This is a genomic window from Methylocystis sp. (assembly GCF_051062815.1).
Lineage (GTDB): Bacteria > Pseudomonadota > Alphaproteobacteria > Rhizobiales > Beijerinckiaceae > Methylocystis.
Map to the genome: position 1 here is coordinate 266,555 of NZ_JBPFDU010000078.1, position 22,203 is coordinate 288,757.

General features: G+C 64.3%; 17 protein-coding genes. 6 read left to right on the forward strand and 11 right to left on the reverse strand.

Going from position 1 to position 22,203, the window contains the following annotated elements; translation table 11 throughout:
* The first annotated feature begins 41 nt into the window (after window positions 1-41).
* Window positions 42-371: a cellulose-binding protein gene (locus tag ACR65W_RS15850; RefSeq protein ID WP_434498642.1), complete on the forward strand. Its 330-nt coding sequence runs from the start codon at window positions 42-44 to the stop codon at window positions 369-371.
* Between the two features lie 69 nt (window positions 372-440).
* On the opposite strand, the gene ACR65W_RS15855 is transcribed toward ACR65W_RS15850, so the two are convergent.
* From ACR65W_RS15855 to ptsP, 3 genes are all read right to left on the reverse strand, one after another.
* Window positions 441-704, reverse strand: coding sequence for a hypothetical protein (locus ACR65W_RS15855; RefSeq protein ID WP_434498641.1), 264 nt, complete (start codon window positions 702-704; stop codon window positions 441-443).
* 122 nt (window positions 705-826) lie between these two features.
* Window positions 827-1,897, reverse strand: coding sequence for a peptide chain release factor 1 (gene prfA / locus ACR65W_RS15860; RefSeq protein ID WP_434498640.1), 1,071 nt, complete (start codon window positions 1,895-1,897; stop codon window positions 827-829).
* Window positions 1,898-1,953: 56 nt separating this feature from the next.
* Complete coding sequence (ptsP, locus tag ACR65W_RS15865) at window positions 1,954-4,218, reverse strand: phosphoenolpyruvate--protein phosphotransferase (RefSeq protein WP_434498639.1); 2,265 nt, start codon at window positions 4,216-4,218, stop codon at window positions 1,954-1,956.
* A gap of 320 nt (window positions 4,219-4,538) precedes the next feature.
* On the opposite strand from ptsP, the gene ACR65W_RS15870 reads away from it, so the two are divergent.
* From ACR65W_RS15870 to ligA, 3 genes are read left to right on the forward strand one after another with little or no spacing between them, the layout of a single operon-like run.
* Window positions 4,539-7,406: an EAL domain-containing protein gene (locus tag ACR65W_RS15870; RefSeq protein ID WP_434498638.1), complete on the forward strand. Its 2,868-nt coding sequence runs from the start codon at window positions 4,539-4,541 to the stop codon at window positions 7,404-7,406.
* Between the two features lie 7 nt (window positions 7,407-7,413).
* Window positions 7,414-8,007, forward strand: a complete 594-nt coding sequence (locus tag ACR65W_RS15875; RefSeq protein ID WP_434498637.1) for a 2-hydroxychromene-2-carboxylate isomerase — start codon at window positions 7,414-7,416, stop codon at window positions 8,005-8,007.
* Window positions 8,008-8,048: 41 nt separating this feature from the next.
* Window positions 8,049-10,142: an NAD-dependent DNA ligase LigA gene (ligA, locus tag ACR65W_RS15880; protein ID WP_434498636.1), complete on the forward strand. Its 2,094-nt coding sequence runs from the start codon at window positions 8,049-8,051 to the stop codon at window positions 10,140-10,142.
* Window positions 10,143-10,271: 129 nt separating this feature from the next.
* On the opposite strand, the gene ACR65W_RS15885 is transcribed toward ligA, so the two are convergent.
* The 4 genes from ACR65W_RS15885 to ACR65W_RS15900 all read right to left on the reverse strand — a co-directional run bounded on the left by ACR65W_RS15885 (window position 10,272) and on the right by ACR65W_RS15900 (window position 14,430).
* Window positions 10,272-10,919: a sterol desaturase family protein gene (locus ACR65W_RS15885; RefSeq protein ID WP_434502797.1), complete on the reverse strand. Its 648-nt coding sequence runs from the start codon at window positions 10,917-10,919 to the stop codon at window positions 10,272-10,274.
* 3 nt (window positions 10,920-10,922) lie between these two features.
* Window positions 10,923-11,918 (reverse strand): fatty acid desaturase, encoded by a 996-nt coding sequence (locus tag ACR65W_RS15890; protein ID WP_434498626.1) that lies wholly within the window; start codon window positions 11,916-11,918, stop codon window positions 10,923-10,925.
* On the reverse strand, window positions 11,915-13,123 hold the full coding sequence (locus ACR65W_RS15895; protein WP_434498627.1) for a hypothetical protein: 1,209 nt from the start codon (window positions 13,121-13,123) through the stop codon (window positions 11,915-11,917). Before ACR65W_RS15895 ends, ACR65W_RS15890 begins: the two co-directional genes overlap by 4 nt.
* A gap of 68 nt (window positions 13,124-13,191) precedes the next feature.
* Window positions 13,192-14,430 carry an aminotransferase class I/II-fold pyridoxal phosphate-dependent enzyme gene (locus ACR65W_RS15900; protein WP_434498628.1) on the reverse strand — a complete coding sequence of 413 codons (1,239 nt, stop codon included), beginning with the start codon at window positions 14,428-14,430 and terminating at the stop codon, window positions 13,192-13,194.
* A gap of 232 nt (window positions 14,431-14,662) precedes the next feature.
* Here ACR65W_RS15900 and ccmA point away from each other — a divergent pair, with 232 nt between their 5' ends.
* Both ccmA and ccmB read left to right on the forward strand, forming a co-directional pair.
* Window positions 14,663-15,328 (forward strand): heme ABC exporter ATP-binding protein CcmA, encoded by a 666-nt coding sequence (ccmA, locus tag ACR65W_RS15905; protein WP_434498629.1) that lies wholly within the window; start codon window positions 14,663-14,665, stop codon window positions 15,326-15,328.
* Entirely contained in the window at window positions 15,325-15,996 is a 672-nt protein-coding gene (ccmB, locus tag ACR65W_RS15910) for a heme exporter protein CcmB (protein ID WP_434498630.1), read from the forward strand. The genes ccmA and ccmB overlap by 4 nt, the downstream gene beginning before the upstream one ends.
* Window positions 15,997-16,002: 6 nt before the next feature.
* Here ccmB and ACR65W_RS15915 read toward each other — a convergent pair whose 3' ends face one another.
* The 4 genes from ACR65W_RS15915 to ACR65W_RS15930 all read right to left on the reverse strand — a co-directional run bounded on the left by ACR65W_RS15915 (window position 16,003) and on the right by ACR65W_RS15930 (window position 21,807).
* Window positions 16,003-16,443: a DUF1036 domain-containing protein gene (locus ACR65W_RS15915; RefSeq protein ID WP_434498631.1), complete on the reverse strand. Its 441-nt coding sequence runs from the start codon at window positions 16,441-16,443 to the stop codon at window positions 16,003-16,005.
* 457 nt (window positions 16,444-16,900) lie between these two features.
* A complete protein-coding gene (locus ACR65W_RS15920) occupies window positions 16,901-17,707 on the reverse strand; it encodes an enoyl-CoA hydratase (RefSeq protein WP_434498635.1) in 807 nt (268 codons plus the stop codon).
* Window positions 17,708-17,767: 60 nt separating this feature from the next.
* Window positions 17,768-20,173 (reverse strand): penicillin-binding protein 1A, encoded by a 2,406-nt coding sequence (locus tag ACR65W_RS15925; RefSeq protein ID WP_434498632.1) that lies wholly within the window; start codon window positions 20,171-20,173, stop codon window positions 17,768-17,770.
* Window positions 20,174-20,550: 377 nt separating this feature from the next.
* Entirely contained in the window at window positions 20,551-21,807 is a 1,257-nt protein-coding gene (locus ACR65W_RS15930) for an N-acetylmuramoyl-L-alanine amidase (RefSeq protein WP_434498633.1), read from the reverse strand.
* Window positions 21,808-22,203 lie beyond the last annotated feature (396 nt).

Genomic DNA, 22,203 nt, shown 5'->3' on the forward strand with positions numbered 1-22,203 from the left:
TCCAGCTAGAGTGGCCGCTTGACGCGAAACGGAGTTCGAAAATGCGTAAGTCTTTGACACTGGCGTTGGGCCTCGCGTTCATTTGCGCGGTCGCCTCGAGCGACGCTCTGGCGAAATCGAAACAACGCGCGCCTGTCGCGACGGGGCAGGTCACCGCGACGCAGGGCGACGATTTTCCGATTCCGCTGCCGCATAATCTGACGACCGGCAAAGACTGGCTCGACGACGGCGCGGCGCCGGACGCGGCGAAGGGAAATCTGCAGCCCAATCGTTACGCCAATGACAATTACTTCCTGGAGCAGCAGGATTTCTCGCTGCAAGATCCGCAGCGCTACAATGAAATCGGTCAGTATTTCGATTACGGCTGGTGAGCGCCGCGCGCTTGACATGAAAAGGCCGGCGTGGGCCGGCCCCTTCCTGACGATGGGATCTTGGCCGCGTCAGCACATCGGCACGGCGCGGTAGCCGATGACATAGCCGCGGCGGCTATAGATCGGCTCGCGAACGTAATCGCAATCCGGCTCGCTCGCGGCCGCCGCCGCCACTGCGCCTAATGCGAGCGCGCCGCCCACGGCGTAAGGCGCCCAGCCATAGCCGTGATGATGCCATTTGGACCAGGCCAATGCCGGCGTGGCGCTCGCGACCGCCCCCAACATGACGCTGGCGGCGAGGCTCGTAGAGACGATCTTTTTCAACGTGGACATGAGGTTCTCCTCGGCGTTCTCACTCGTCATTTGGCGAGTAGCCGCACTCTAGCGAGAGCCTCTAACGACGTTCGTGCGTCGGCGCACAGGACGCATGCGCACGTCATTTCGGCGGCGCGCCTCTACGCCTCGCTCTGCGCGAGGAGCTTTTGCTGATGATCGGTCGTCAGCGCGTCGAAGATCTCGTCGAACTCGCCTTCCATCACGCGGTCGAGCTTGTAGAGCGTGAGATTGATGCGGTGATCGGTGACGCGTCCCTGCGGAAAATTATAGGTGCGGATACGCTCGGAGCGATCGCCTGAGCCGACCTGCTGCTTGCGATCGTCCGAACGTTCCTTGTCGAGGCGCTGGCGTTCGGCGTCATAGAGACGCGAGCGAAGAACGTTCATCGCCTTGGCTCTGTTGCGATGTTGAGAGCGCTCCTCCTGCATCATCACCACGATGCCCGATGGAATATGAGTGATGCGGATGGCCGACTCGGTCTTGTTGACGTGCTGGCCGCCGGCGCCTTGCGCGCGCATCGTATCGATCTGCAAATCCTTCTCGTCGATGTCGACGTCGACGTCCTCGGCCTGCGGCAGCACGGCGACCGTCGCGGCCGACGTGTGGATGCGACCCTGCGTCTCGGTTTCCGGCACGCGCTGGACGCGATGCACGCCCGACTCGAATTTTAGCCGGCCATAGACTCCGCGACCGATGATCTCGGCGACGATTTCCTTGAATCCGCCAAGCGGGCCGGGGCTTTCGGACACGATCTCAATGCGCCAGCCCTTGAGCGCCGCATATCTCTGATAGGCGTGGAAGAGATCGCCGGCGAACAGCGCCGCCTCGTCGCCGCCGGTGCCGGCCCGCACTTCGAGAATGACGCCTTTCTCGTCTGCTTCATCCTTCGGCAGCAGCGCCAGTTTCAGCGCGCTTTCCGCCGCAGCAAGTCGTTCCTGCGCGGCCTCCGTCTCGCTTTCGGCCAGCCCGCGCATTTCGGCGTCGAGCGAGGCGTCAGCGAGCATGGCGGAAAGATCGTCGGATTCCTGCTGTGCCGCGCGATAGGCGCGAATCCTGTCGACGACCGCGTCGAGCGCCGCGCGTTCGCGCGAGAGCGCGACGAAGGCCTGCCCATCGGCGCCGGCCGCGAGCTTGTCGCCGATCTCGTCGTAGCGGCGCAGAATGAGGTCGAGCTTGTCTTGAGCGAACATGGGGAGGAGGCTTCCCGAGCAATGGTGAGGGCGACGGCGTGAAGAAAGGGCGCTCGCTACAAGGGCACGCCGCGCGCGATCGCATAATCCCGTAATTGCTCGCGCACCGACGCGCTGCCGTCGTCGGACGCGAGCAGCGAGGCGAGATACATCTGCGTCTCTTCGAGATTGAGACTGAGGATCATCGACTTGACCGGACCGATGGCGGAGGCCGCCATCGACAGCGAGCGGTAGCCGATGCCGAGCAGCGCCAGCGCCTCGAGCGGGCGGCCGCCCATCTCGCCGCAGAGCGTCACCGGCGCATTGTGCCGTGCGCCCGCCGTGACGATGCGCTCGAGCGCGCGCAGCACCGGCCGCGAGAGATTGTCGTAGCGCTTCGAAACGCGCGTGTTGTCGCGGTCGGCCGCATACATGTATTGCACCAGATCGTTCGATCCGACCGACAGAAAATCCGCGCGCTCGGCGATAAGATCGATTTCCCACAAGAGCGACGGCACTTCCACCATCGCGCCGAGCTCCAATCGCGTCGGCGGCGGATGGCGATGATGCGTGATGTGGTCGAGCTCCCGCAGCGCAATCGCTTTCGCCGCGTCAAATTCGGCGACATTGGCGATCATCGGAAACATGATGCGCAAATTGCGATGGGCGCCCGCCTTCAGCATCGCGCGCAGCTGCATGCGCAAAAGCCCCGGCCTGTCGAGGCCGATGCGAATGGCGCGCCAACCGAGCGCCGGGTTCTCCTCTTCGATCTTCGCCATATAGGGAAGGATCTTGTCGGAGCCGATGTCGAGCGTGCGAAACGTGATCGGCTTATCCGGCTCGGCGTCGAGCACGGCCTTGTAGAAGCGATATTGCTCGTCCATGCGCGGAAAGCGCGGCGCGAGCATGAATTGCAACTCGGTGCGAAAGAGTCCGATCGAATTCGCGCCGGTCTCACGCAGATGTGGCATGTCGATCGCCAGGCCGGCGTTCATGTGCAGCCCGATTTCGACGCCGTCCTTGGTGACCGCCGGCACGTCGCGCAGCTTGGCGTATTGCTCCTGACGCCGCGCCCGCAGCCGCGCCTTTTCAGCATAAGCGCTCTGCACGTCGGGCTGCGGCCGGACATGCACTTCGCCGGTCGTGCCGTCGACGATGATCGGATCGCCGGTTTCGACGATGTCGATCAGGCCGGCGACGAGCCCCACGGTGGCGACGCCAAGCGCGCGCGCGACAATGGCGACGTGGCTCGTCGGCCCGCCTTCCTCCAGCACGAGGCCGCGCAGCCGCTTGCGGTCATAGTCGAGAAGCGCCGCCGGCCCCATGTTGCGCGCCACGATGATGGCGTTTTCCGGCACGCTGTCGCGATCGGCGACGTAGCTCTGACCCGTCAGCTGATGCAGCAGCCGGTTGGCGATATCGTCGAGATCGTGCAGGCGGTCGCGCAGATAGGGATCGGTCTGACGCTGCATGCGCGCCCGCGCATCGTTTTGGACGCGCTCGACCGCGGCCTCGGCGGTCAGCCCGGTCATCACCGCTTCGCGCAGGCGGCGCACCCAGCCGCGGTCATAAGCGACCATGCGCACGGTTTCGAGCACGTCGCGCGGCTCGCCGGCGGCGATGCGGTCGCTATGCGCGACGAGTTCGTCGATCGACTGGCGCATCGCGTCGATCGCATGTTCAAGCCTTGCGAGTTCAGAGGGCATGTCCTCGGCGACGAGCTGCTTGATGACGACGCGGGGCTCGTGCAGCAGCACATGGCCGAGGCCGACGCCTTCCGCCATCGGCGCGCCTCTCAGCGACGCCGGGCGATAAAGCGCGAGATCGCGCGGGTCTTCGATCGCCTGCAATTCGCCCGAGGCGATGAGTTCGGCGAGCAGCATCGCCGTCGTCTGCAGCGCCTCGATCTCTTCTTCCGAATAGACGCGGCGCACCTTGTTCTGCACGACGAGCACGCCGAGCGTGTTGCCGCCGCGCAGGATCGGCACGCCAAGGAAGGAGTGATAGGCGTCTTCGCCCGTCTCCGGCTTGTAGGAGAAGGAGGGATGCTCCTGCGCCTCGGAGAGGGCGAGAGGCTCGGCGCTCTTGGCGATCAGGCCGACAAGTCCTTCGCCCGCGTGCATCGTGGTGAGATGCACGGCCTCGCGGTTAAGGCCCTCCGTGGCGTAAAGCTCCAAGCGCTGGTCGGCGCGCAGCACATAAACGGAACAAACCTCGGCGACCATATTCGCGGCGATCTGCACCACGATCTTGTCGAGCCGCGCCTGCGCGCTTACCGGTTCCGCGCTGATTTCGCGGAGGCGGCGCAGCAGAAGGCGAGGGCCGCCGAGAGCGCTTCGCATCCAATCCGTTCCTGTTTTCCCAGAACTTCGCGGGTGGGCACACCGCAAAAAAACCGCCATGCGCCTGCAGATAGCGACGGTGGCCTTCAAGCAGCGTATATTGGCGCCGTCCGCGCTCCGCAAGCGCGGCCAAGAAACGCAGCCGACGCAAGGAACATACCGTTATTGCACAGCTTGGCGAATCGGCTTGCCGGCAAGGCTCGAAGCCTCTACCACTTTCCGATCAGAGTCTGGCGATGACAGCCCGCCCACGCGCTTGGCGCCCGCCATCGGCCGCGCCAGACGCGTTCTCCGAGCCTGCGGCATCGAGAAGAGAATTCGTGCGTCTGAAAAAATACCTGATTGCGCTCTTTTTGTTCATCCTCTCCGCTCAGGCCGTCGCCATGGAGTCGGTGCGGGTGCCGCAAGACGCGCGGGCGATCGATCTCACCAATGTCATCGAGAAACATTCCTCGCAGGGCGACCGGCTGCAGGTCTCGACCGCGCCGGGTTCGGACGGCATCGTCCGCCGTATCGAGGTCGGCGCCAAGGAGGCTGGCAGCCAGCCCAACTGGATCGTTTTCGCGCTCACCAACGACACGGATGAGCAGATCGAGCGCCTGATTGTCGCCCCGCATTACCGCCTCCAGGGCTCGGGCGTCATCTGGCCCGATCTCGGCTCGACGCGCATTACGGCGATCACGGCCAGCCAGGGCTTTCCGCCCGAGGCCGAAGACGCCTCGGACGCCGACGTTTTCCGGCTGACGCTCGACCCTGGAACCACGGTCACCTATGTCGCGGAGCTGCGCACGCCGAACCTGCCACAGCTCTATTTGTGGGAGCCGGTCGCCTATAAGGACAAGGTGACGAGTCTGACGCTCTACAAGGGCATCGTCATCGGCATCGCCGGCCTGCTCGCGCTGTTTCTGACCATCGTCTTCGTGGTGAAAGGCGCCGTCATCTTCCCGGCGGCGGCGGCGCTCGCCTGGGCGGTGCTGGCCTACGTGTGCATCGATTTCGGCTTTTGGGACAAGATTTTCGGCTTTGACGCCAACGCCAACCGCATCTGGCGCGCCGGCGCCGAGACGGTTCTCTCGGCGACGCTCGTCGTCTTCCTTTTCGCCTATCTGAACCTCAACCGCTGGCATGTGCGCGCCTGGCACGTCGCGGCCCTGTGGCTGCTGATTCTGTTGGACCTCGTCGGCCTGGCGGTGTTCGACGCGCCCGTCGCCGCTGGCGTGGCGCGCATCTCGCTGGCGACGGCCGCCGTCGTCGGCTTCGTGTTGATTCTCTATCTCGCGACGCATGGCTTCGATCGGGCCATCATGCTGATTCCGACGTGGTTCCTGCTGGCCGTGTGGGTGGCGACGGCCGGATTTGCGGTCGCCGGCTGGATCACCAACGATCTGGTGTCTCCGGCGCTCGTCGGCGGCCTGGTGCTCATCGTGATGCTGATCGGTTTCACGGTGATGCAAAACGCCTTCGCCGCCGGCGGGCTGTCGCACGGCGCCATCAGCGACGTCGAGCGCAAGGCCCTCGCGCTCACCGGCGCCAATGAAATCGTGTTCGACTGGGACGTGCCCTCGGATCACATCTATGTCAGCCCGGAAGCGGAAGCGGCCCTCGGGCTCGACCGCGGCGGGCTCGAGGGCGCCGCCTCCTCCTGGCTCGATCTGCTGCATCCCTTCGAGCAGGACCGCTATCGCGCCTGCCTCGACGCCATCCTGGAGCAGCGGCGCGGCCGCATCAATCAGGACTTCCGCCTGCGCGCCGCGGACGGCCACTATCTCTGCTACCGGCTGCGGGCGCGGCCCGTCGTCGGCCCCGACGGCGAGGTGATCCGCGTCGTCGGCACGCTCAATGACGTGACCGACGAACGCAACGCCCAGGAACGGCTGCTGCACGACGCCGTACATGACAATCTCACGGGCCTGCCGAACCGCGAATTGTTCTTCGACCGGCTGGAGGCCGCGCTGATTCTCGCGCGCATGGAAAAGGACGTGCGCCCGACCATCCTCGTCATCGACATCGACCGCTTCAAGCAGATCAATGAGCAGGTCGGCATGGCGATGGGCGACAGCATTCTGCTCACCGTGGCGCATCGCCTGACGCGGCTGTTGCAGCCTCAGGACACGCTGGCGCGACTTTCCGGCGATACATTCGCGATCATCCTCGTCTCGGAGTCGCACGCCGACCATGTCATCTCCATCGCCGATTCGGTGCGCCGCTCGCTGTCTATTCCGGTGCGCTTCACCGATCGCGAGATCGCGCTGTTCGCCTCGATCGGCATCGCGCTTTATGACCAGCAGACGCATCCCGGCGCCGGCGACATGCTGGAAGACGCCCAAATCGCGATGCGCCACGCCAAGCGCTCGGGCGGCAACCGCATCGAAGTGTTCCGCCCGGCCATGCGCGCGCAGCGCTCCGACCGGCTGACGCTCGAGGCCGATCTGCGGCGGGCGCTGGAGCGGGGCGAGATCAAGGTATTTTTTCAGCCGATCGTCAGGCTCGAGGATCGCACCATCGCCGGTTTCGAGGCCTTGCTGCGCTGGGACCATCTGCGCCTGGGTCGGCTCGAGCCTTCCGAATTCCTTCCCATCGCCGAGCAGACGGGACTGATCATCGACCTCGGACTTCTGGCGCTGGAGCGCACGGCGCGCGAACTCGCGGCCTGGCAGCGCGCGCTTGCGGTCGATCCGCCGATTTTCGCCTCCGTCAATGTCTCGTCGCGCCAGCTCTTGCGTCACGACCTCCTGCGCGACGTCAAAAGCGTGTTGATGCGCAATGATATCGCCAAAGGCAGCCTGAAACTCGAACTGACCGAGAGTCTGGTGATGGAGAATCCCGAATATGCCGCGCAGATGCTGGCGCGCATCAGGGAACTCGGCGCGGGGCTGTCGCTCGATGATTTCGGCGCCGGTTATTCGTCGCTCGCCTATTTGCAGCGCTTCCCTTTCGACACGATCAAGATCGACCGTTCCTTCATCAAGCAGTCCGGCAAGGGCGCGCGCCCTATCATTCTGCGCTCGATCATCGCGCTGGCGCAGGATCTCGGCATGGACGTCGTCGCCGAGGGCGCGGAGACCGAGCAGGACGCCATCGAGCTTTATCAGCTCGGCTGCGGCTTCGCGCAGGGCTACGCCTTTGGGCGCCCGATCAGCGCGCGGGATGCGCGCCGCCTCGTCGGAGCCGCGCCGGAAGCGGCGTAGGGCGACGATGGCGGAGAAACTCGAGTTCTGGTTCGAATTCGCAAGCACATATTCTTATGTCGCGGCGGAAGAGATCGAGGAAAAGGCCGCCGCCGCTCGCATCGAAATGGTGTGGCGACCCTTTCTTCTTGGGCCGATCTTCGCCGAGCAGGGCTGGCGGGATTCACCGTTTAATCTCTATCCAGCAAAAGGCGCCTATATGTGGCGCGACATCGAACGTCTCTGCCAGAGCAAGGGCATCGCCTGGCGCAGGCCCAGCGCCTTTCCGCGCAACGGCCTTTTGGCCGCTCGGGTCGCAACCGCGTTGGATGGGACGGAGAAGCTTGCTGCTTTCGTTCGGGCCGTTTATCGCGCCAATTTTTCCGATGACCTCGACATCTCGGAACCCTCCGTTCTGAAGGAAATTTTACGGGGTCTCTCGCTCGACGAGGAGGCGACTCTTAACCGCGCCAAAGACGAGTCCGTAAAGCGATTGCTCAGAGCGCGCACGGATGAGGCCAAGAGTCGGGGCGTGTTCGGCGCGCCGAGCTTTTTTGCAAAAGAGGAACTATTCTGGGGTAGCGATCGATTAGAACTCGCTCTTTCAGCCCTGAAAGAATAAAGCGCCGTCTGGCGCGCCCAATCGACCGGATCGTCCAGCACATGGCAAAGTCGCCTCCCGAGCCTTCCCTTTCCGAAGCGCGCGCCGAACATGCGCGGCTGCAGGAAGAACTCACGGCGCACGATCGGCGCTATTACCGGGAAGACGCGCCAACGATCTCGGACGCCGAATATGACGCGCTGCGCCATCGCTATGAGGAATTGGAAAAGGCGTTCCCCGAACTCGCGACCCCGCAGTCGCTGACGAAGACGGTCGGCGCCAAGCCCTCTGAAAAATTCGCCAAAGTGAAGCACGCCGTGCCGATGCTCTCGCTCGGCAACGTCTTCTCGGACGAAGAGGTCTTGGAATTCGTCGCGCGCGTGCGCCGTTTTCTCGGTCTGCGCGACGGCGCGCTGCGCTTCACCTTTGAGCCGAAGATCGACGGGCTGTCTTGTTCGCTGCGCTACGAGAAAGGCCATCTGGTGCAGGCGGCGACGCGCGGCGACGGTTATGAGGGCGAAGACGTCACCGCCAATGTGCGAACGATCGACGAGATCCCGCAACGGCTATGCGGCGATCATTCCGACGTTTTTGAAGTGCGCGGCGAAGTCTACATGACGCACAAGGATTTTGCTGCGCTCAACGTGCGGCAAAAGGAGTCCGGCAAGACTCTCTTCGCCAATCCGCGCAACGCCGCCGCCGGCTCGCTGCGGCAACTCGATCCGAAGATCACGGCATCACGGCCGCTGCATTTCTTCGCCTATGGTTGGGGTGAGACGTCCGCGCTGCCCGCAAATACGCAACTGGGCGTGCTTGAGGCGCTGCGCGGTTACGGGCTGCCGGTCAATCCGCTAACGACGCTCTGCGAGAGCGCGGAAGACATGCTGACGCATTACCAGGCGATCGAAACGCAACGCGCGACGCTCGGCTATGACATCGACGGCGTCGTCTACAAGGTGAACGACATCGCGCTGCAGGAGCGGCTCGGGTTCGTCTCGCGCGCGCCGCGCTGGGCCGTTGCGCGCAAGTTCCCGGCTGAGCGCGCGACGACAATTTTGCGCGACATCGAGATTCAGGTTGGTCGCACGGGCGCGCTGACGCCGGTCGCGAGGCTCGAACCGGTGACGGTCGGCGGCGTCGTCGTGCAGAACGCGACGCTGCACAATGAGGACGAGATCGCGCGCAAGGATATTCGCATCGGCGACACCGTCGTGGTGCAGCGCGCGGGCGACGTCATACCGCAGATCGTCGCCGTGGTGACGGAGAAGCGCCCGCACGGCGCGAAGCCTTATCAATTTCCGCATGTCTGCCCGCGCTGCGGCTCGGCGGCGCTGCGCGAGATTGATGCGAAGACCGGCGAAGCCGATGTCGTGCGCCGGTGCACGGGATCGCTCGTCTGTCCGGCGCAGGCGATCGAGCGCTTGAAACATTTTGCCTCGCGCAACGCCATGGACATTGAAGGGCTCGGCGACAAGCAGATAGAGTTTTTCTACGACGAAGGTCTGATCAAAACCGCTTCCGATATTTTTGCGCTTTCCGAGCGCGAAGCGCAGATGTCGCCGCGACTCGCGGAACGCGAGGGCTATGGCGAAACCTCGGTGCGCAACCTCTTTGCGGCGATCGAGGCGCGCCGAAGCGTTCCGATCAATCGCTTCATCTTTGCGCTTGGGATGCGCCATGTCGGCGAAACCAATGCGCGCCGGCTGGCGCGCCATTTCGGCGACTTCGAGTCGTTGCGCGAGACGGCCCGTGATGCGGCGTTGGGGAGCGAGGCGCGCGCCCGCATCGATTCGATCGATGGCGTCGGACCCGTCGTCGCCGAGGCGCTGCACGACTTCTTCGCCGAGCCGCATAATGAGCGCGAACTCGACGCGCTTCTTAAACAAATCACGCTGGAGCCGATGCCGGCGGTGGCGTCCACGTCGCCCGTCGCCGGCAAGACGGTGGTCTTCACCGGTTCTCTCGAACGCCTCACGCGCGATGAAGCCAAGGCGCAGGCCGAGCGTTTTGGCGCGCATGTCGCGGCGTCGGTGTCGAAGAAGACCGATCTCGTGGTCGCCGGTCCCGGCGCTGGCTCGAAGCTCAAGAAGGCGGCGGAGCTGGGGATCGAGGTGATCAGCGAAGACGAGTGGTTTGCAAGGACGGGGCAGAAGTAGCGCGGTTCCTTCTCCCGCGTGCGGGAGAAGGTGGCCCTCGCGTAGCGAGGGTCGGATGAGGGCCCTCACCCGGCTCGACTTCGTCGAGCCACCCTCTCCCGCAAGCGGGAGAGGGTTGTCGCGCCCCCTTCACACCGCGCGCGTGCCCGGCGTCTCATCCTTCCGATAGGCCGTGCCGAACACATAGTCCCACCAGATCGCGTGCACGCCGAAGCCTTTTTCGGCGTCGCGGAAATGGTGCAGCATGTGCAGGCGTTTCACTAAGCGGCCAAACTCGGATTTCGGCTGCCCGTGATGCGTCCAGTAGTGCACGCAATCATAGATCACATAGCCCGTGATGAAGCCGGCCAGCGCCGGCCACGCGAATGTCGCGCCAAAGAGCACGCGGGCGCAGATGAGCGCGATCAGCATGATCGGCGCCGAGAGCAGCGGCGGCATGACGAGCCGCAGCGGGTCGTTGGGATAGATGTGATGCACGCCGTGAATGAGGAACTGGAAGCGCGGCCCCAGGCCGAACGGCAGCGCGAACACGGTGTGGAAGAGATAGCGGTGACCGAAATATTCGGTCAGCGTCCAGCCGAGATAGCCGACGACAAGACCCAATAAGACGAGCGTCAGACTGTTGAAGGTGAGCGAATAGATCAGCAGGCCGAGAATGATCGGGCAATAGACGATCACCGGCGTCAAATGATGCACGCGCGACAGCTTATCGAGAAGATCGCTCTCGAAGAGGCGGGGCGAAGCGTCGAGCGCTTCTGTTCTTGCGTCCTGAGACATGAGCTACTCCGCCGGCGCGACGATGGGGGCCTCGCGCCCCGCCGCCTGCGTCACATTTTCCGACCGCGTGCCGAGCGAATAGGTCGGATCGAAGATGAAGGTGACGAGCAGCGCCACCCAGGAGCGATGGCAACGCAGATCGTCATAGAACTCCGGCGCCATCGCCTTCAGCTCCGGCAAACGGTTCCACGGGATCTCGTGAAAATCGTGATGCTCATTGTGATAGCCGATGTTGAGCGCGAGCGTATTGAGCGGGCCGTAATAATCGAACGTCCCCTGGTCGGGGCCGAAGGCGAAATGCTCCTGCAGCCAGCGCGCGCTCAACGGATGCAGGCCTCCAACCGAGAACCAGAAGGAGAAGAAAAGATAGAGCAGGGCGTTCGGCCCAAACGCCCAGAGCACCAAAAGATCGAAGACGGCGATGACGGCGGTATTGATATAGGTCCAGGTTCCCCAGATCGGCACCGTGCCTTTGAGGCGCGACAGGCGCGCAAGCTGGATCGCGGGAAAGAAGAAGAGCCACACGGCCTTGCGCCAAGCGCTATTGCCGACCCATTCGACCTCCCAGCGGCTCGGAATGTCGGCGTCATAATCATAAGCCGACAGATGCGAATGATGCTTGATGTGGTAGCAGCGAAAGCCCATCGCCGTCGGAAAGGCGTTGGGAAGATCGGCAAGGATCGCGGTCCACTTGTTGGCGAGCGGGCTCGCGAAGACGCAATTGTGGATGGCGTCGTGGATGATGACGAAATTGGCGTGATTGGCGAAGGCGCCGACGCAGATCGCCATCAAGAGCGACAGCCACCAATAGGAAAGGCCAAGCGAACCCAAGATCGCGGCGATGACGAGCTGAAGGGCGAAAATCGCCGCCGTGATTTTGAAGGTCACCGGGTCCTTGCCGAAAAGTTCGCGCACTTGCGGGTATTTTTCGAGGATCAGCTTGCGCCGTTCGACATGCGAGCGGTCGGCGCCATTGGCGGTGACGGATATGCCATTCATGACGTTGCATCCTGTAGCTGAGTCGCCCTAACGCCGTCGCGCATACGCATCGCCTCGCCGCCGACCGTGAGGCGCTTTTCATAGATGCGGTGAATCTTGTCGACCTTGCCGCCGAACATTTCGATCGGCCGGCGCATGTCGGCGTTGCTTTCCAACACCCAGCCCGCTTCGAGATGCGGAACGCGGATTTTCGCGTGGCGCCGCCGCATCTCTTCGACGAGCGACAGGAAGATCGCGCCGCCGGTCGCGCTTCTTTGCAGCGTCTTGCGCGTGCCAAGCAGCAACAGCCGCGCCGATTTGAACTGATGCGAGCGGAAGCGCTTGAACGCGCGCGCCCAGCCGAAGGGGAACAGGCGACCGTTGAGATCGGCGAGAATCTCATTGAGATTGGGAAGCGCGATCGCGAATGACTGCGGAACGCCGTCGAGCTCGACGACGATGCCGAAATCCTCCGGCACGAGAAATTGCAGCGCGTCGGCGTCGGAGTCGAATTCTTCCTTGGTGAAGGGCACGAAGCCCCAATTTCCGCTCCAGCCGTCGTTGAACAGCTCGGCCATCAGCGCGGTCTCGCCCTGCTTCAAGGCCTTCATGTTCAACGGCCGGAGTTTCAATCGATCGCGCCATTCGCGCCGCGTTGAAATGCGCGCGGGCTTGTCGCTCTCGTCGCTCGAAATGTCGAAGCGGTAGGACAAGAGGTCCTGCGCCTTCTCATACCCCAGCGCCTCGAGATGGCGCGAGAGATAGGGCGGATGCCAGGGCATGAAAAACATCGGCGTCGCGTCGAAGCCATCGACAAGAAGTCCGCACTCCTTGTTGACCGACGGCGAGAACGGTCCGTTGATCCGCTCCGCGCCCTTGGCGCGCAGCCAGTCCTCGGCGGCCTGGGTCAGCGCGCGCACGACCTCGATGTCGTCGATTGCGTCGAGCGCGCCGAATTGCGCGTTGGACGCGCCGACCGGCGTGACGTCGGGCTTATAGATCTGCGCCATGACGCGGCCAACCCATTGGCCATCACGGCGGGCGAGAAATTTCCGCTCTTCGACGAGCTTGTAATGCGGGTTGAGCTTATGCGCGAAGACGCTCCAGCGCTCGATGTCGAGCGGCGGCGCGAAGCCCTGCGCGCCGGCATAGAGCAATCGCGGCAGCCTGCAGAAGGTCGCAAAGCGAAAAGGGCCGTCGACCGGAAGAATCTCGATCCGCGCCATGATGCTAGTCCTAGCGGCAAGTCGGCATTAACCGAAAGCGTCAAAGTGACGCGGATATGGCGAATGGCCTATCCGCCCGCCATCGCCGCGGCGACGATCTGATGCGCCTCTTCCGTCACCGGCGGCATGTCGCGCAGCACTTGGATGACGCCGCGAATTTCCGCTTCGCTGTGGTTCGCCGAGAAAAAGAAGCGCAGCCGCGGCCCGTCCTTCGGCACGCCGATGCGCACCACCGGCGGCACGTAATAGCCGTTCTCCAGCAGATGCTGCGACGCCCACATGGTCTCGACGTCGCTCGAGAACAGGATCGGCACGACCCCGCGGCCGATCGCCGGCCCGGTCGAGAATCCCGCCTCATGCGCGACCTTCCGGAAGAGCTCGGCGTTGTCCGCGAGCTTGGCGATCCGCCAGGTCTCTTCCTGCATCAACCGCAGGGCGGCGCGCGCGGCGGCGAGAATGACGGGCGACAGGCCGACGCTGTAGACGAAGCCCGGCAGCGTATAGCGGAACCAGTCGATGACCTGCTTCTTGCCGCAGACATAGCCGCCGCAGGACGCGAGCGTTTTCGACATGGTGCCGACGATGAGGTCGATGCGCGCCGGATCGACGCCCTGATGCTCGGCGAGGCCGCGGCCCGTCGCGCCGAGCACGCCGAGCGAATGCGCCTCGTCGACCAAAAGCCAGACCTGAAATTTTTCCTTGATCGCCAGGAGCCGCGGCAGGTCGGCGGTGTCGCCGTCCATGCTGTAGACGCCCTCGACCACGATCAGGACGTTGCGGTATTCCTCGCGGTGGCGCGCGAGCAGATGTTCAAGGTGATCTAAATCGTTGTGGCGGAATTTGACGACCTGCGCCGGCGCGCCGTCGGCGCCCGCGACGATGCTGTTATGCGCCAGTTCGTCGATGAAGATCGCGTCGCGCTTGCCGCTCATCAGCCAGGCGATCGTCGTCACATTGGAGAGATAGCCGGAGACGAGCGTCAGCGCGCTCTCCATGCCGAGAAATTCGGCGATCTCCGCCTCGAACGGCTTGTGCGTGGTGCGTTCGCCGCCGACAAGCCGAGAGGCCAGCGCGCCGATGCCGAGGCCGTCGATCTCGCGCTTCGCCTCCTCGCGAATCCGCGGGTGATTCGCGAGCCCGAGATAATCGTAATTGGCGAAGCTGACGAAATGCTTGCCCTGCGCCTCGAACTCGGCCCGCAGCCTGTCGATCTGGGCGAAGAACGGATCGCTGAACTCCAGCAAGGCGTTGCCAGCAAAACGGAATCGCCTTGCCGCGTAATCCTCTAAGCTCTTATGCTTCGTCACTTACTGGGCAATCCCTGAATAACGGGCGCGCCGCGCGCTATTGGCGAGAACTTGGGCCGCTGAGCGCCCCAAGAAAGGGTTCGCGCTGCTTAGCATTCCCGTCCCGTCTGCGCCAGCGGCGCGGCCGGGGGCAGGGCGGGGCGCTTGAGGCGCGAGCGGAGGGGCCCTCGTCAAGGAGGCTATCTGTCCGCCCCGTCTGGCGGAGTCGATCGCAAAGCTCTATGCGGAGCGCATGTCGATCGACGTCCTCCAGCCCGTTCAGCCGCCCGTCGATGGCGCTTTACGCCTTTGCGTCGACAATCTCGGCGTTTTGCGCGGGGGCAGGCGCGTCCTCGATCGCGTGAGCTTTTCGCTTTCCGCCGGGCAGGCGCTGATCGTGACGGGTCCCAACGGCGCCGGGAAATCGACGCTGCTGCGGGCCTTGGCGGGACTCCTGCCGCGCGCGGGCGGCTCGATCGCTCTCGAAGGTGGGCCGCCCGACGTCGAACTGCCGCAGCAGGCGCATTATCTTGCGCATAGCGACGGGATGAAGTCGGCGCTGACGGTTGAGGAGAACCTCGATTTCTGGTCGCGCTATCTCGCCCGAGAGCCAGACCAACGCAGCCATACGATCGACGCCGCCCTCGCGATCGTCGGCCTTGGCCATGTCGCCGCCGCGCCGTTCGGCGTGCTGTCCGCCGGACAGAAACGGCGCGCGGCGCTCGCGCGTCTTCTCGTCGCCTTTCGGCCGCTCTGGCTCCTCGATGAGCCGCTGACCGCGCTCGACCGCGCCTCACGCGAAAAATTCGCCGTGGCGATGCGCGATCATTGCGCCCACGGCGGATTGATCGTCGCCGCGACGCATGAGCCGCTTGGGCTCGAAGAGGCGGCGTCGCTTGCCTTGGGCGGCGCCTCGTGAGCGCGCCGCTCGCCGCGCTTTTCCTGCGCGAATGGCGCGTCGCGCGCCGCATCGGCGGCTCCGGCGCGATGGGCGTCGTGTTCTTCCTGACGCTCGTCGCGATCGTTCCCTTCGCCGTCGGGCCCGACCCCAATCTGCTCGCCCGCATCGGCCCGGCGATCCTGTGGATCGCGGCGCTGCTGGCGACGCTGCTCTGTCTCGACCGCCTGTTTCAGGCCGACGCCGAGGATGGCTCTCTCGATCTCTTCCATCTTTCCGAGACGCCGCTCGAATTGGCGGTGCTCGTCAAATGCGCGGCGCATTGGGCGGCGACCGGCTTGCCGCTCGTTCTCGCCGCGCCGTTTTTGGGGCTGATGCTGCAACAGGAGGCCATCGCGCTTCTCGGCGTCGTCGCGACGCTGCTTGTCGGCACGCCGGCGCTGACTCTGATCGGCGCGATCGGCGCGGCGGCGACCGTCACCGTGCGCCGGGGCGGCCTGCTCATGGCGTTGCTCGTCCTGCCGCTGACGATCCCGGTGCTGATCTTCGGCGTCTCCGCCGCGGAGGCGGCGAGCGGCGGCGCTGTGCCCTTCTACGCGCCCTTCGCGATCCTCTGCGCGATCACGCTGGCCGCTCTCGCGCTCTGCCCCTTCGCGGCCGCCGCGGCGCTGCGCTATCTCGGCGAATAGAAGCGCTCAATCGATGCACACGCGGCCGCTGCTCGAACGGCCGGTCAGGCTGTGCGTATGATTGCCGCTGCGGCTCGTGACATGAACGAAGTTCTTCATCTGGCCGCGTCGTCCAAACACGCAGCGCTTGGCGTCGCCGATCTTAAACGCCCCCGGTGTCGTGCAGAAATTCGAGTCGCCGCGCCATTCCCTGCCGCCGCCATGCGCGTAAAAAAAGTAATTGTGCGGGTCCGACGTCTCGCTGCGCAAAACGACTCTTTCGCAGCCGCCGCAGGCGCGAAGCTTCCACCATCCCTCCGACGTGAATCCGCCGCGGGGGCTCACCCAGGCCGATGCGACAGTGACTTGATCGGGCGTTCTGTTGCAGACGGTCAAATCCGCGTTTGCGGGCGGCGCAAAAGCGCAGGATGCGACGGCGAGCGCGATCGAAAGACGAAAAGCATTCATTTCACCCTCCAAAAAATGAGCCTTGAAAAACTCGCGACAAGTCATCAACGCCCGCCAAAACAGCTGACGCGTTCTTCGCGCCGGTGGTCAGCCTGCGCGCGCCGGGAAGGCGGCGAGCGTGAAAGCGATCGCGAGCGCGAGGAGCAGCGCCAGATGCAGGACGCGATTGCGCAATCTGGACATTTTTCTCTTCCTTCAAAAATGACGCGCCGCGCGAAACAGGTCACGCGCTGGGAACATCATTTATGATCGAAATAGCGTGGGGCGCCTCGTCCGGTTAGCTGAGAGAGGCCGAAAGAAAGATCAGCGTCGCAGCGCAGCCGAGAGCTGCGCGCCCCGCATGGCGCCGCGCCCAACTCTTCATGAGCCTGCGGCTTTGCGGGCCTGCTTCGCCTGGGTCGATCGCCATGAGCCGCTCGTTATCGGCGCGACTTTCAGCAGCGTATAAGGCCGGTTCTCACTTTTCGGCCCATAGAGGCGCACGCTTCTCCAGAAACGCCGCGACGCCCTCCTTGGCGTCTTCCGCCAGCATGTTCTCGACCATCACGGCGCTCGCCAGCTCATAGGCGTCCGAAAGCGGCTTCTCGCTTTGAGCGTAGAAGGCCCTCTTGCCGAAGCGGATCGCCTGCGGGGATTTTTGCGCGATGAGCCGCGCCAGCGCCAGCGCGCCGATCCGGGCTCCATCGGCTGACATGCGGTTGACGAGGCCGATGCGCAGCGCCTCCTCGGCGCCGATGGGAACGCCCGTGAGCAGCATCTCCATCGCCTGTTTTGGCACGACGTTGCGCGAGAGCGCCACGGCCGGCGTCGAGCAGAAAAGACCGATATTGACACCCGGCGTGCAGAAGCGGGCGCGCGGACCGGCGACGGCGAGATCGCAACTCGCGACGAGCTGGCAGCCGGCGGCCGTGGCCATCTCATCGACAGCCGCGACGACCGGCTGAGGCAGCGCCACGATTTTCTGCATCAAGGCCGAGCAGGCGCGCATCGTCCTATCGAAGAAGGCGCGGCCCCTGTCAGGATCGTTGCGATGCGCCGTCAGCTCCTTGAGGTCATGCCCGGCGCAGAAGGCGGGGCCTTCCGCCTGCAGCACGACGACGCGAACGTCGTCGTGGCCGGCGAGCGCGTCGAGACGGCCCGAGAGGGCGTCGATCATCGCGAGCGATAAGGCGTTGCGCGAAGCGGGGCTGTTCAGCGTAAGGATCGCTACGCCAGCCGCGGTCTCCAGCGTCACATGCGCAGTCGTTTCGGCGTCCGGGGTCATCGCTTCGAGCATATAAGTCCGGCGGCGGGAAACCAAAGGTCTCCGGCCGCCGTGCGCGATCTAGTAGAGGCCGCCGGTGCCGCTGCCGACCTGCTGATCCACGTCATGCGGCGTATCGAGCGCACGCGGGCCGCCGCCGCCGGAATAGGAGTCGGGCGGCGCCGTTCCCGGCTTGAACGCTTCGAGGATCGTGCCTGCTCCCGACGAACGCAGCCCGGAATGCGCGTCGACGGAAATGAGCTTGATCCCCGGCGGCACGCGGAACGGCGTATCGGGCTTGTCCTTCAGAGCCACCGTCATGAAGTCGCGGAAGATCGGCGCGGCGAACTGCGCGGCCTGGGCATGGCTGCCGAGCGAGCGCGGCCGATCGTAGCCGATGAAGACGCCGACCGCGAGATCGGGCGAGAAGCCGACGAACCAAAGATCTTTCGCGTCGTTCGTCGTGCCGGTCTTGCCGGCGAGGTGCTTGCCGACCGATCTGATCGAGACGCCGGTGCCGCGTAGGATCACGCCCTCCATGATCGAGGTGATCTGATAGGCGGTGAGCGGATCGAGCACCTGTTCGCGCTTGTCGATGAGCTTCGGTTCGAGCTGATTCTCCCATTTGGCGGAGTCGCAGCCGATGCATTGACGCTCGTCATGTCGGTAGAGCGTCTTGCCCCAGCGATCCTGAATGCGGTCGATCAGCGTGGGCTTGATGCGCTTGCCGCCATTCGCCAGCATCGAATAGCCGGTGACCATGCGCAGCAGCGTCGTTTCGCCGGCGCCGAGCGCCATGGAGAGATAGGGCGTCATCTCGTCGTAGACGCCGAAGCGTTTGGCGTATTCGGCGATGAGCGGCATGCCGACGTCTTTCGCCAGACGCACCGTCATCATGTTCTTGGAATGCTCGATTCCGTAGCGCAGCGGATGCGCGCCGGTGCCGTGGCCGCCTTCGAAATTCTCCGGCGTCCAATAGGTGCCGTCCGCCTGCTGGATGGAAATCGGCTCGTCGAGGATTGACGACGACGGCGTGTAGCCATTGTCGAGCGCCGTCGCATAGACGAAGGGCTTGAACGAGGAGCCAGGCTGGCGCCACGCCTGAGTCGCGCGATTGAATGACGACTGGTCGAAGGAAAAGCCGCCGACCATGGAAAAGACGCGGCCGGTGTGAGGATCCATGGCCACCATCGCGCCGGAGATGTCGGGGATCTGGCGCAGACGATATTGGCCGGCGCGTCCCGCGAGCGGCTCGACGTAGATCACGTCGCCGGCGCTTAGAGCTGATCGCGGACTGCGGCCGGTCCAGCGCATGCCTTCGGCCGTTAGAAGGCCGGTCTCGCGTTCGCGCGCCACTTCGCCGGATTTCTCGCGTCCCGGCTGAAGACCGATGCGCGCGGCGTCGCCGGTCGCATCGAGCACGACGGCGAGGCGCCACGGCTTGACGTCGCCAAGCGCCGGAATCGCGGAGAGCGTCACGCCCCAGTCGGAGGAGATGTCGATGTGGTTCATCGCGCCGCGGAAGCCATGCGCCTCGTCGAAGCGAACCAGGCCGTCGGCCAGCGCCTTTCGCGTCCAGGCCTGCATCTTCGGGTCGAGCGTCGTGCGAACCGAAAGGCCGCCCTCGTAGAGCTTCTTCTCGCTTTGTTGCTCCAGCAGCTGACGCCGCACTTCCTCGGCGAAATAGCCGGCGACATAAGTGTTGGGCGAGAGAACGCGCGGATTGACTCCGAGCGGCTCCGCTTTCGCCTTCGCGCCTTCTTCGGCGGTGACATGGTCGTCGGCGATCAGGCGATCGATGACGTAGTTGCGGCGTTCGATGGCGCGCTCGCGGTTTTGAAACGGATTGTAATTGCTCGGCGCCTTTGGAAGCGCCGCCAGATAGGCCGCTTCTGCGAGCGTGAGCTCATTGACCGATTTGTTGAAATAATTGAGCGCCGCGGCGGCGACGCCGTAGTTTCCAAGGCCGAGATAGATCTCGTTGAGATAAAGCTCGAGAATCTTGTCCTTGGGATAGGCGGCTTCGATGCGGAAGGCGACGAGCGCTTCGCGAATCTTGCGTTCGATCGAGCGCTCGTTGCCGACGAGGAAGTTCTTGGCGACCTGCTGTGTGATGGTCGAGGCGCCTTGCACATGGCGGCCGCCCTGGGCGAGCACCGTCACGGCGCGCATCACGCCTTCCGGGTCGACGCCGACATGGTTGTAGAAGTTCTTGTCCTCGGCGGAGATGAACGCTTGCTTGACCAGTTGCGGAATGGCGGAGCTCGGCAGGAACAGGCGGCGTTCATGCGAATATTCGGCGAGGATCGAGCCGTCGCCGGCGTGCAACCGCGTCGTCACTGGCGGCTCGTAGTCGCGCAGCTGGGCCGTGTCGGGCAGATCCTTGGAAAAATAATAGATCAGCCCGGACCCGGCGATCGCTCCGATAAGGAAGACGATCGTCGCGGTCGCGAAGACGAAGCCCAAAAACCTTGCGAGCATTCGCATGAAATCTCACCCTTAGAGCGGCCGGCGGCTGGCGTCGGCTATTGTTTCAATGCCAAAGTCCGAGTCGCGACAGCGGGCGCCTGAGACTGGCCGGCGCGCGAGAGCGACTCGTTCAGCTCAGATATAGTGAGCGATCGCACTTTCCGGGGTCATTTTCTTTAACAACGCCCGTTTGGATCATTCCACCGTTTGGCGAATTCCCGGCGCCGGTTCCCGGCGCGTTTGACTGCGATCGCCGCCGGTCACGAATTGCCGCGAGGCGAGAAGCGCTTATCCGCAAGTATGTGACGCCGCGTCTGCGTTTCTCGTTCTTCGGCGGCTGCGACGCGCGGGCGATCGTGCGTCGCGAGCGTCTCCATGTGCCGTGATTTTGTGTTTTATTGTGGGCGCGTCGCGCCGGAGGGCGCTTCGGCGGGGGCCCGCGCTTCACGGCTACGCGCGCTGATAAAGGCGTCAACAGCTTCGGCGGTTTTCTGCGCGGCGCGCTCGCGCCAGTCCTGGGACGTCAGCCGGGACAGATCCTTCTCGCTCGAGAGATACCCGAGTTCGAGCAGCACGGAGGGAACATCGAAGGCTTTGAGCACAACGAAACCGGCCGAGCGGCTCGGATTTTTATTCAGCGCCCCGACTTCCCTCCAGAATGAGATCAGCGAATGCGAAAACTGGCGACTGTAGGCGCGGGTCTCGCGCCGCGTGAGTTCGAACAATATGTCGCCGACCTCTTCGGCGTCCGCCTTGCTTTCAAGTCCGGCGGCCTGATCCGCGAGATTCTCCTTCTCGGCCATCCGCGCCGCTTCGGCGTCCGAGGCGCGCTCGGAGACGGTATACACGGTGGCGCCCTCGACCCGGGACGCGGCGAGCGTGTCCGCGTGAATTGAGACAAACAGGGAAGCATTGTTTTCACGAGCGATTCGCACCCGCTCGGCAAGCGGGAGAAACATGTCGTGGTCGCGGGTCAACAGCACGCGGGCGCGGCCGGTTTCCTGGATTTTGTCCCGCAGCGCGCGGGCGAACTCGAGCACGACGTCCTTTTCCATTTCGCCGTGCTTGGAGGTCGCGCCCATATCGACGCCGCCATGGCCCGGATCGATGACGACCATGGGCTTGTCGGTTGGCGCTTTGGCCGCCGTCCCTGGCAGTTTCGGCGGCTCTGCGGGCTGCAGGCGCGCCTGTTCGGCGACGGTCGCGGCGAAATGCCCGGCGCTGGTCGGGGCGAGCTCGATGACAAGCCGCGGTCCCCCCGCCGCCGCCTCGCTGTCCGCCTTGAGAATTTTGGCGGGCGCCGCGAGATTGATCACGACGCGCGAGCGTCCCGGCGCGAAGATGCCATAACGGTATGATTTTATGAGCTTGTCGCCGGGAGACAGGCCCGCGTTCGCCTCCATGCGGAAGAGCACTTCGGGCAAATCGACGATGATGCGCGGCGGGTTCGCCACGGGATGCGCGGTCACCGGCGGCAGGCCGGTGAGATCGAAGAGGAGGCGGGAGCGATCGGGGAGCGCCTCAATGCGGGCGGTCAGCGCAGAGATTTCCTTCTGCTGCTCCTCGGCCGCGGCGGGCCGCGCGAGCGCGCCCAGAACCGCGAGGAGCGCAGCCGCCATGGCGATGAACGGTGGCGGCGTCCCTGCGCGCAAAGCTGTCCTCCTCATGTTCGTCCCTAGAGTCACGTGGCGTTTCGATCCGGCAATCGTCGATTTTGGAGGAGCGCCGTTAACGCATCGTTAGCTTATCTGAAAGCCGTCAGCTCCGGGACCTTTCTCCACGAATTTTTCGGTGAATAGCCGAGCCGGCGCTTGCGCCGGCCTACGTCGACCGATATGTAAGGGAATAGCTGCGGAATTCTGCGGCGCGATATTTGCCGCGAAATGCGGCCGTCAAATCGAGCCACCGGAATTTCGGACAGTTGCTTTCCGTTACGCCGCCCGTGCAGGTCGTGACGTTTGGTCGCCGCCACCTGGCGGCGCGAAAGGTTTTTTGACGATCTCATGGCCAGGACCGTGATAGGCGCGAGAGCAGGCGATTCTTCCGTG

What these genes read in the sequence shown, in the direction of transcription:
- prfA (WP_434498640.1), bottom strand. Translation starts at nt 1,897, where the DNA reads ATGTTCGCTCAAGACAAGCTCGACCTCATTCTGCGCCGCTACGACGAG.
- ACR65W_RS15890 (WP_434498626.1), bottom strand. Translation starts at nt 11,918, where the DNA reads ATGAATGGCATATCCGTCACCGCCAATGGCGCCGACCGCTCGCATGTC.
- ACR65W_RS15915 (WP_434498631.1), bottom strand. Translation starts at nt 16,443, where the DNA reads ATGAATGCTTTTCGTCTTTCGATCGCGCTCGCCGTCGCATCCTGCGCT.
- ACR65W_RS15875 (WP_434498637.1), top strand. Translation starts at nt 7,414, where the DNA reads ATGGCGGAGAAACTCGAGTTCTGGTTCGAATTCGCAAGCACATATTCT.
- ACR65W_RS15855 (WP_434498641.1), bottom strand. Translation starts at nt 704, where the DNA reads ATGTCCACGTTGAAAAAGATCGTCTCTACGAGCCTCGCCGCCAGCGTC.
- ligA (WP_434498636.1), top strand. Translation starts at nt 8,049, where the DNA reads ATGGCAAAGTCGCCTCCCGAGCCTTCCCTTTCCGAAGCGCGCGCCGAA.
- ACR65W_RS15920 (WP_434498635.1), bottom strand. Translation starts at nt 17,707, where the DNA reads ATGACCCCGGACGCCGAAACGACTGCGCATGTGACGCTGGAGACCGCG.
- ACR65W_RS15925 (WP_434498632.1), bottom strand. Translation starts at nt 20,173, where the DNA reads ATGCGAATGCTCGCAAGGTTTTTGGGCTTCGTCTTCGCGACCGCGACG.
- ACR65W_RS15885 (WP_434502797.1), bottom strand. Translation starts at nt 10,919, where the DNA reads ATGTCTCAGGACGCAAGAACAGAAGCGCTCGACGCTTCGCCCCGCCTC.
- ccmA (WP_434498629.1), top strand. Translation starts at nt 14,663, where the DNA reads ATGTCGATCGACGTCCTCCAGCCCGTTCAGCCGCCCGTCGATGGCGCT.
- ptsP (WP_434498639.1), bottom strand. Translation starts at nt 4,218, where the DNA reads ATGCGAAGCGCTCTCGGCGGCCCTCGCCTTCTGCTGCGCCGCCTCCGC.
- ACR65W_RS15850 (WP_434498642.1), top strand. Translation starts at nt 42, where the DNA reads ATGCGTAAGTCTTTGACACTGGCGTTGGGCCTCGCGTTCATTTGCGCG.
- ACR65W_RS15895 (WP_434498627.1), bottom strand. Translation starts at nt 13,123, where the DNA reads ATGGCGCGGATCGAGATTCTTCCGGTCGACGGCCCTTTTCGCTTTGCG.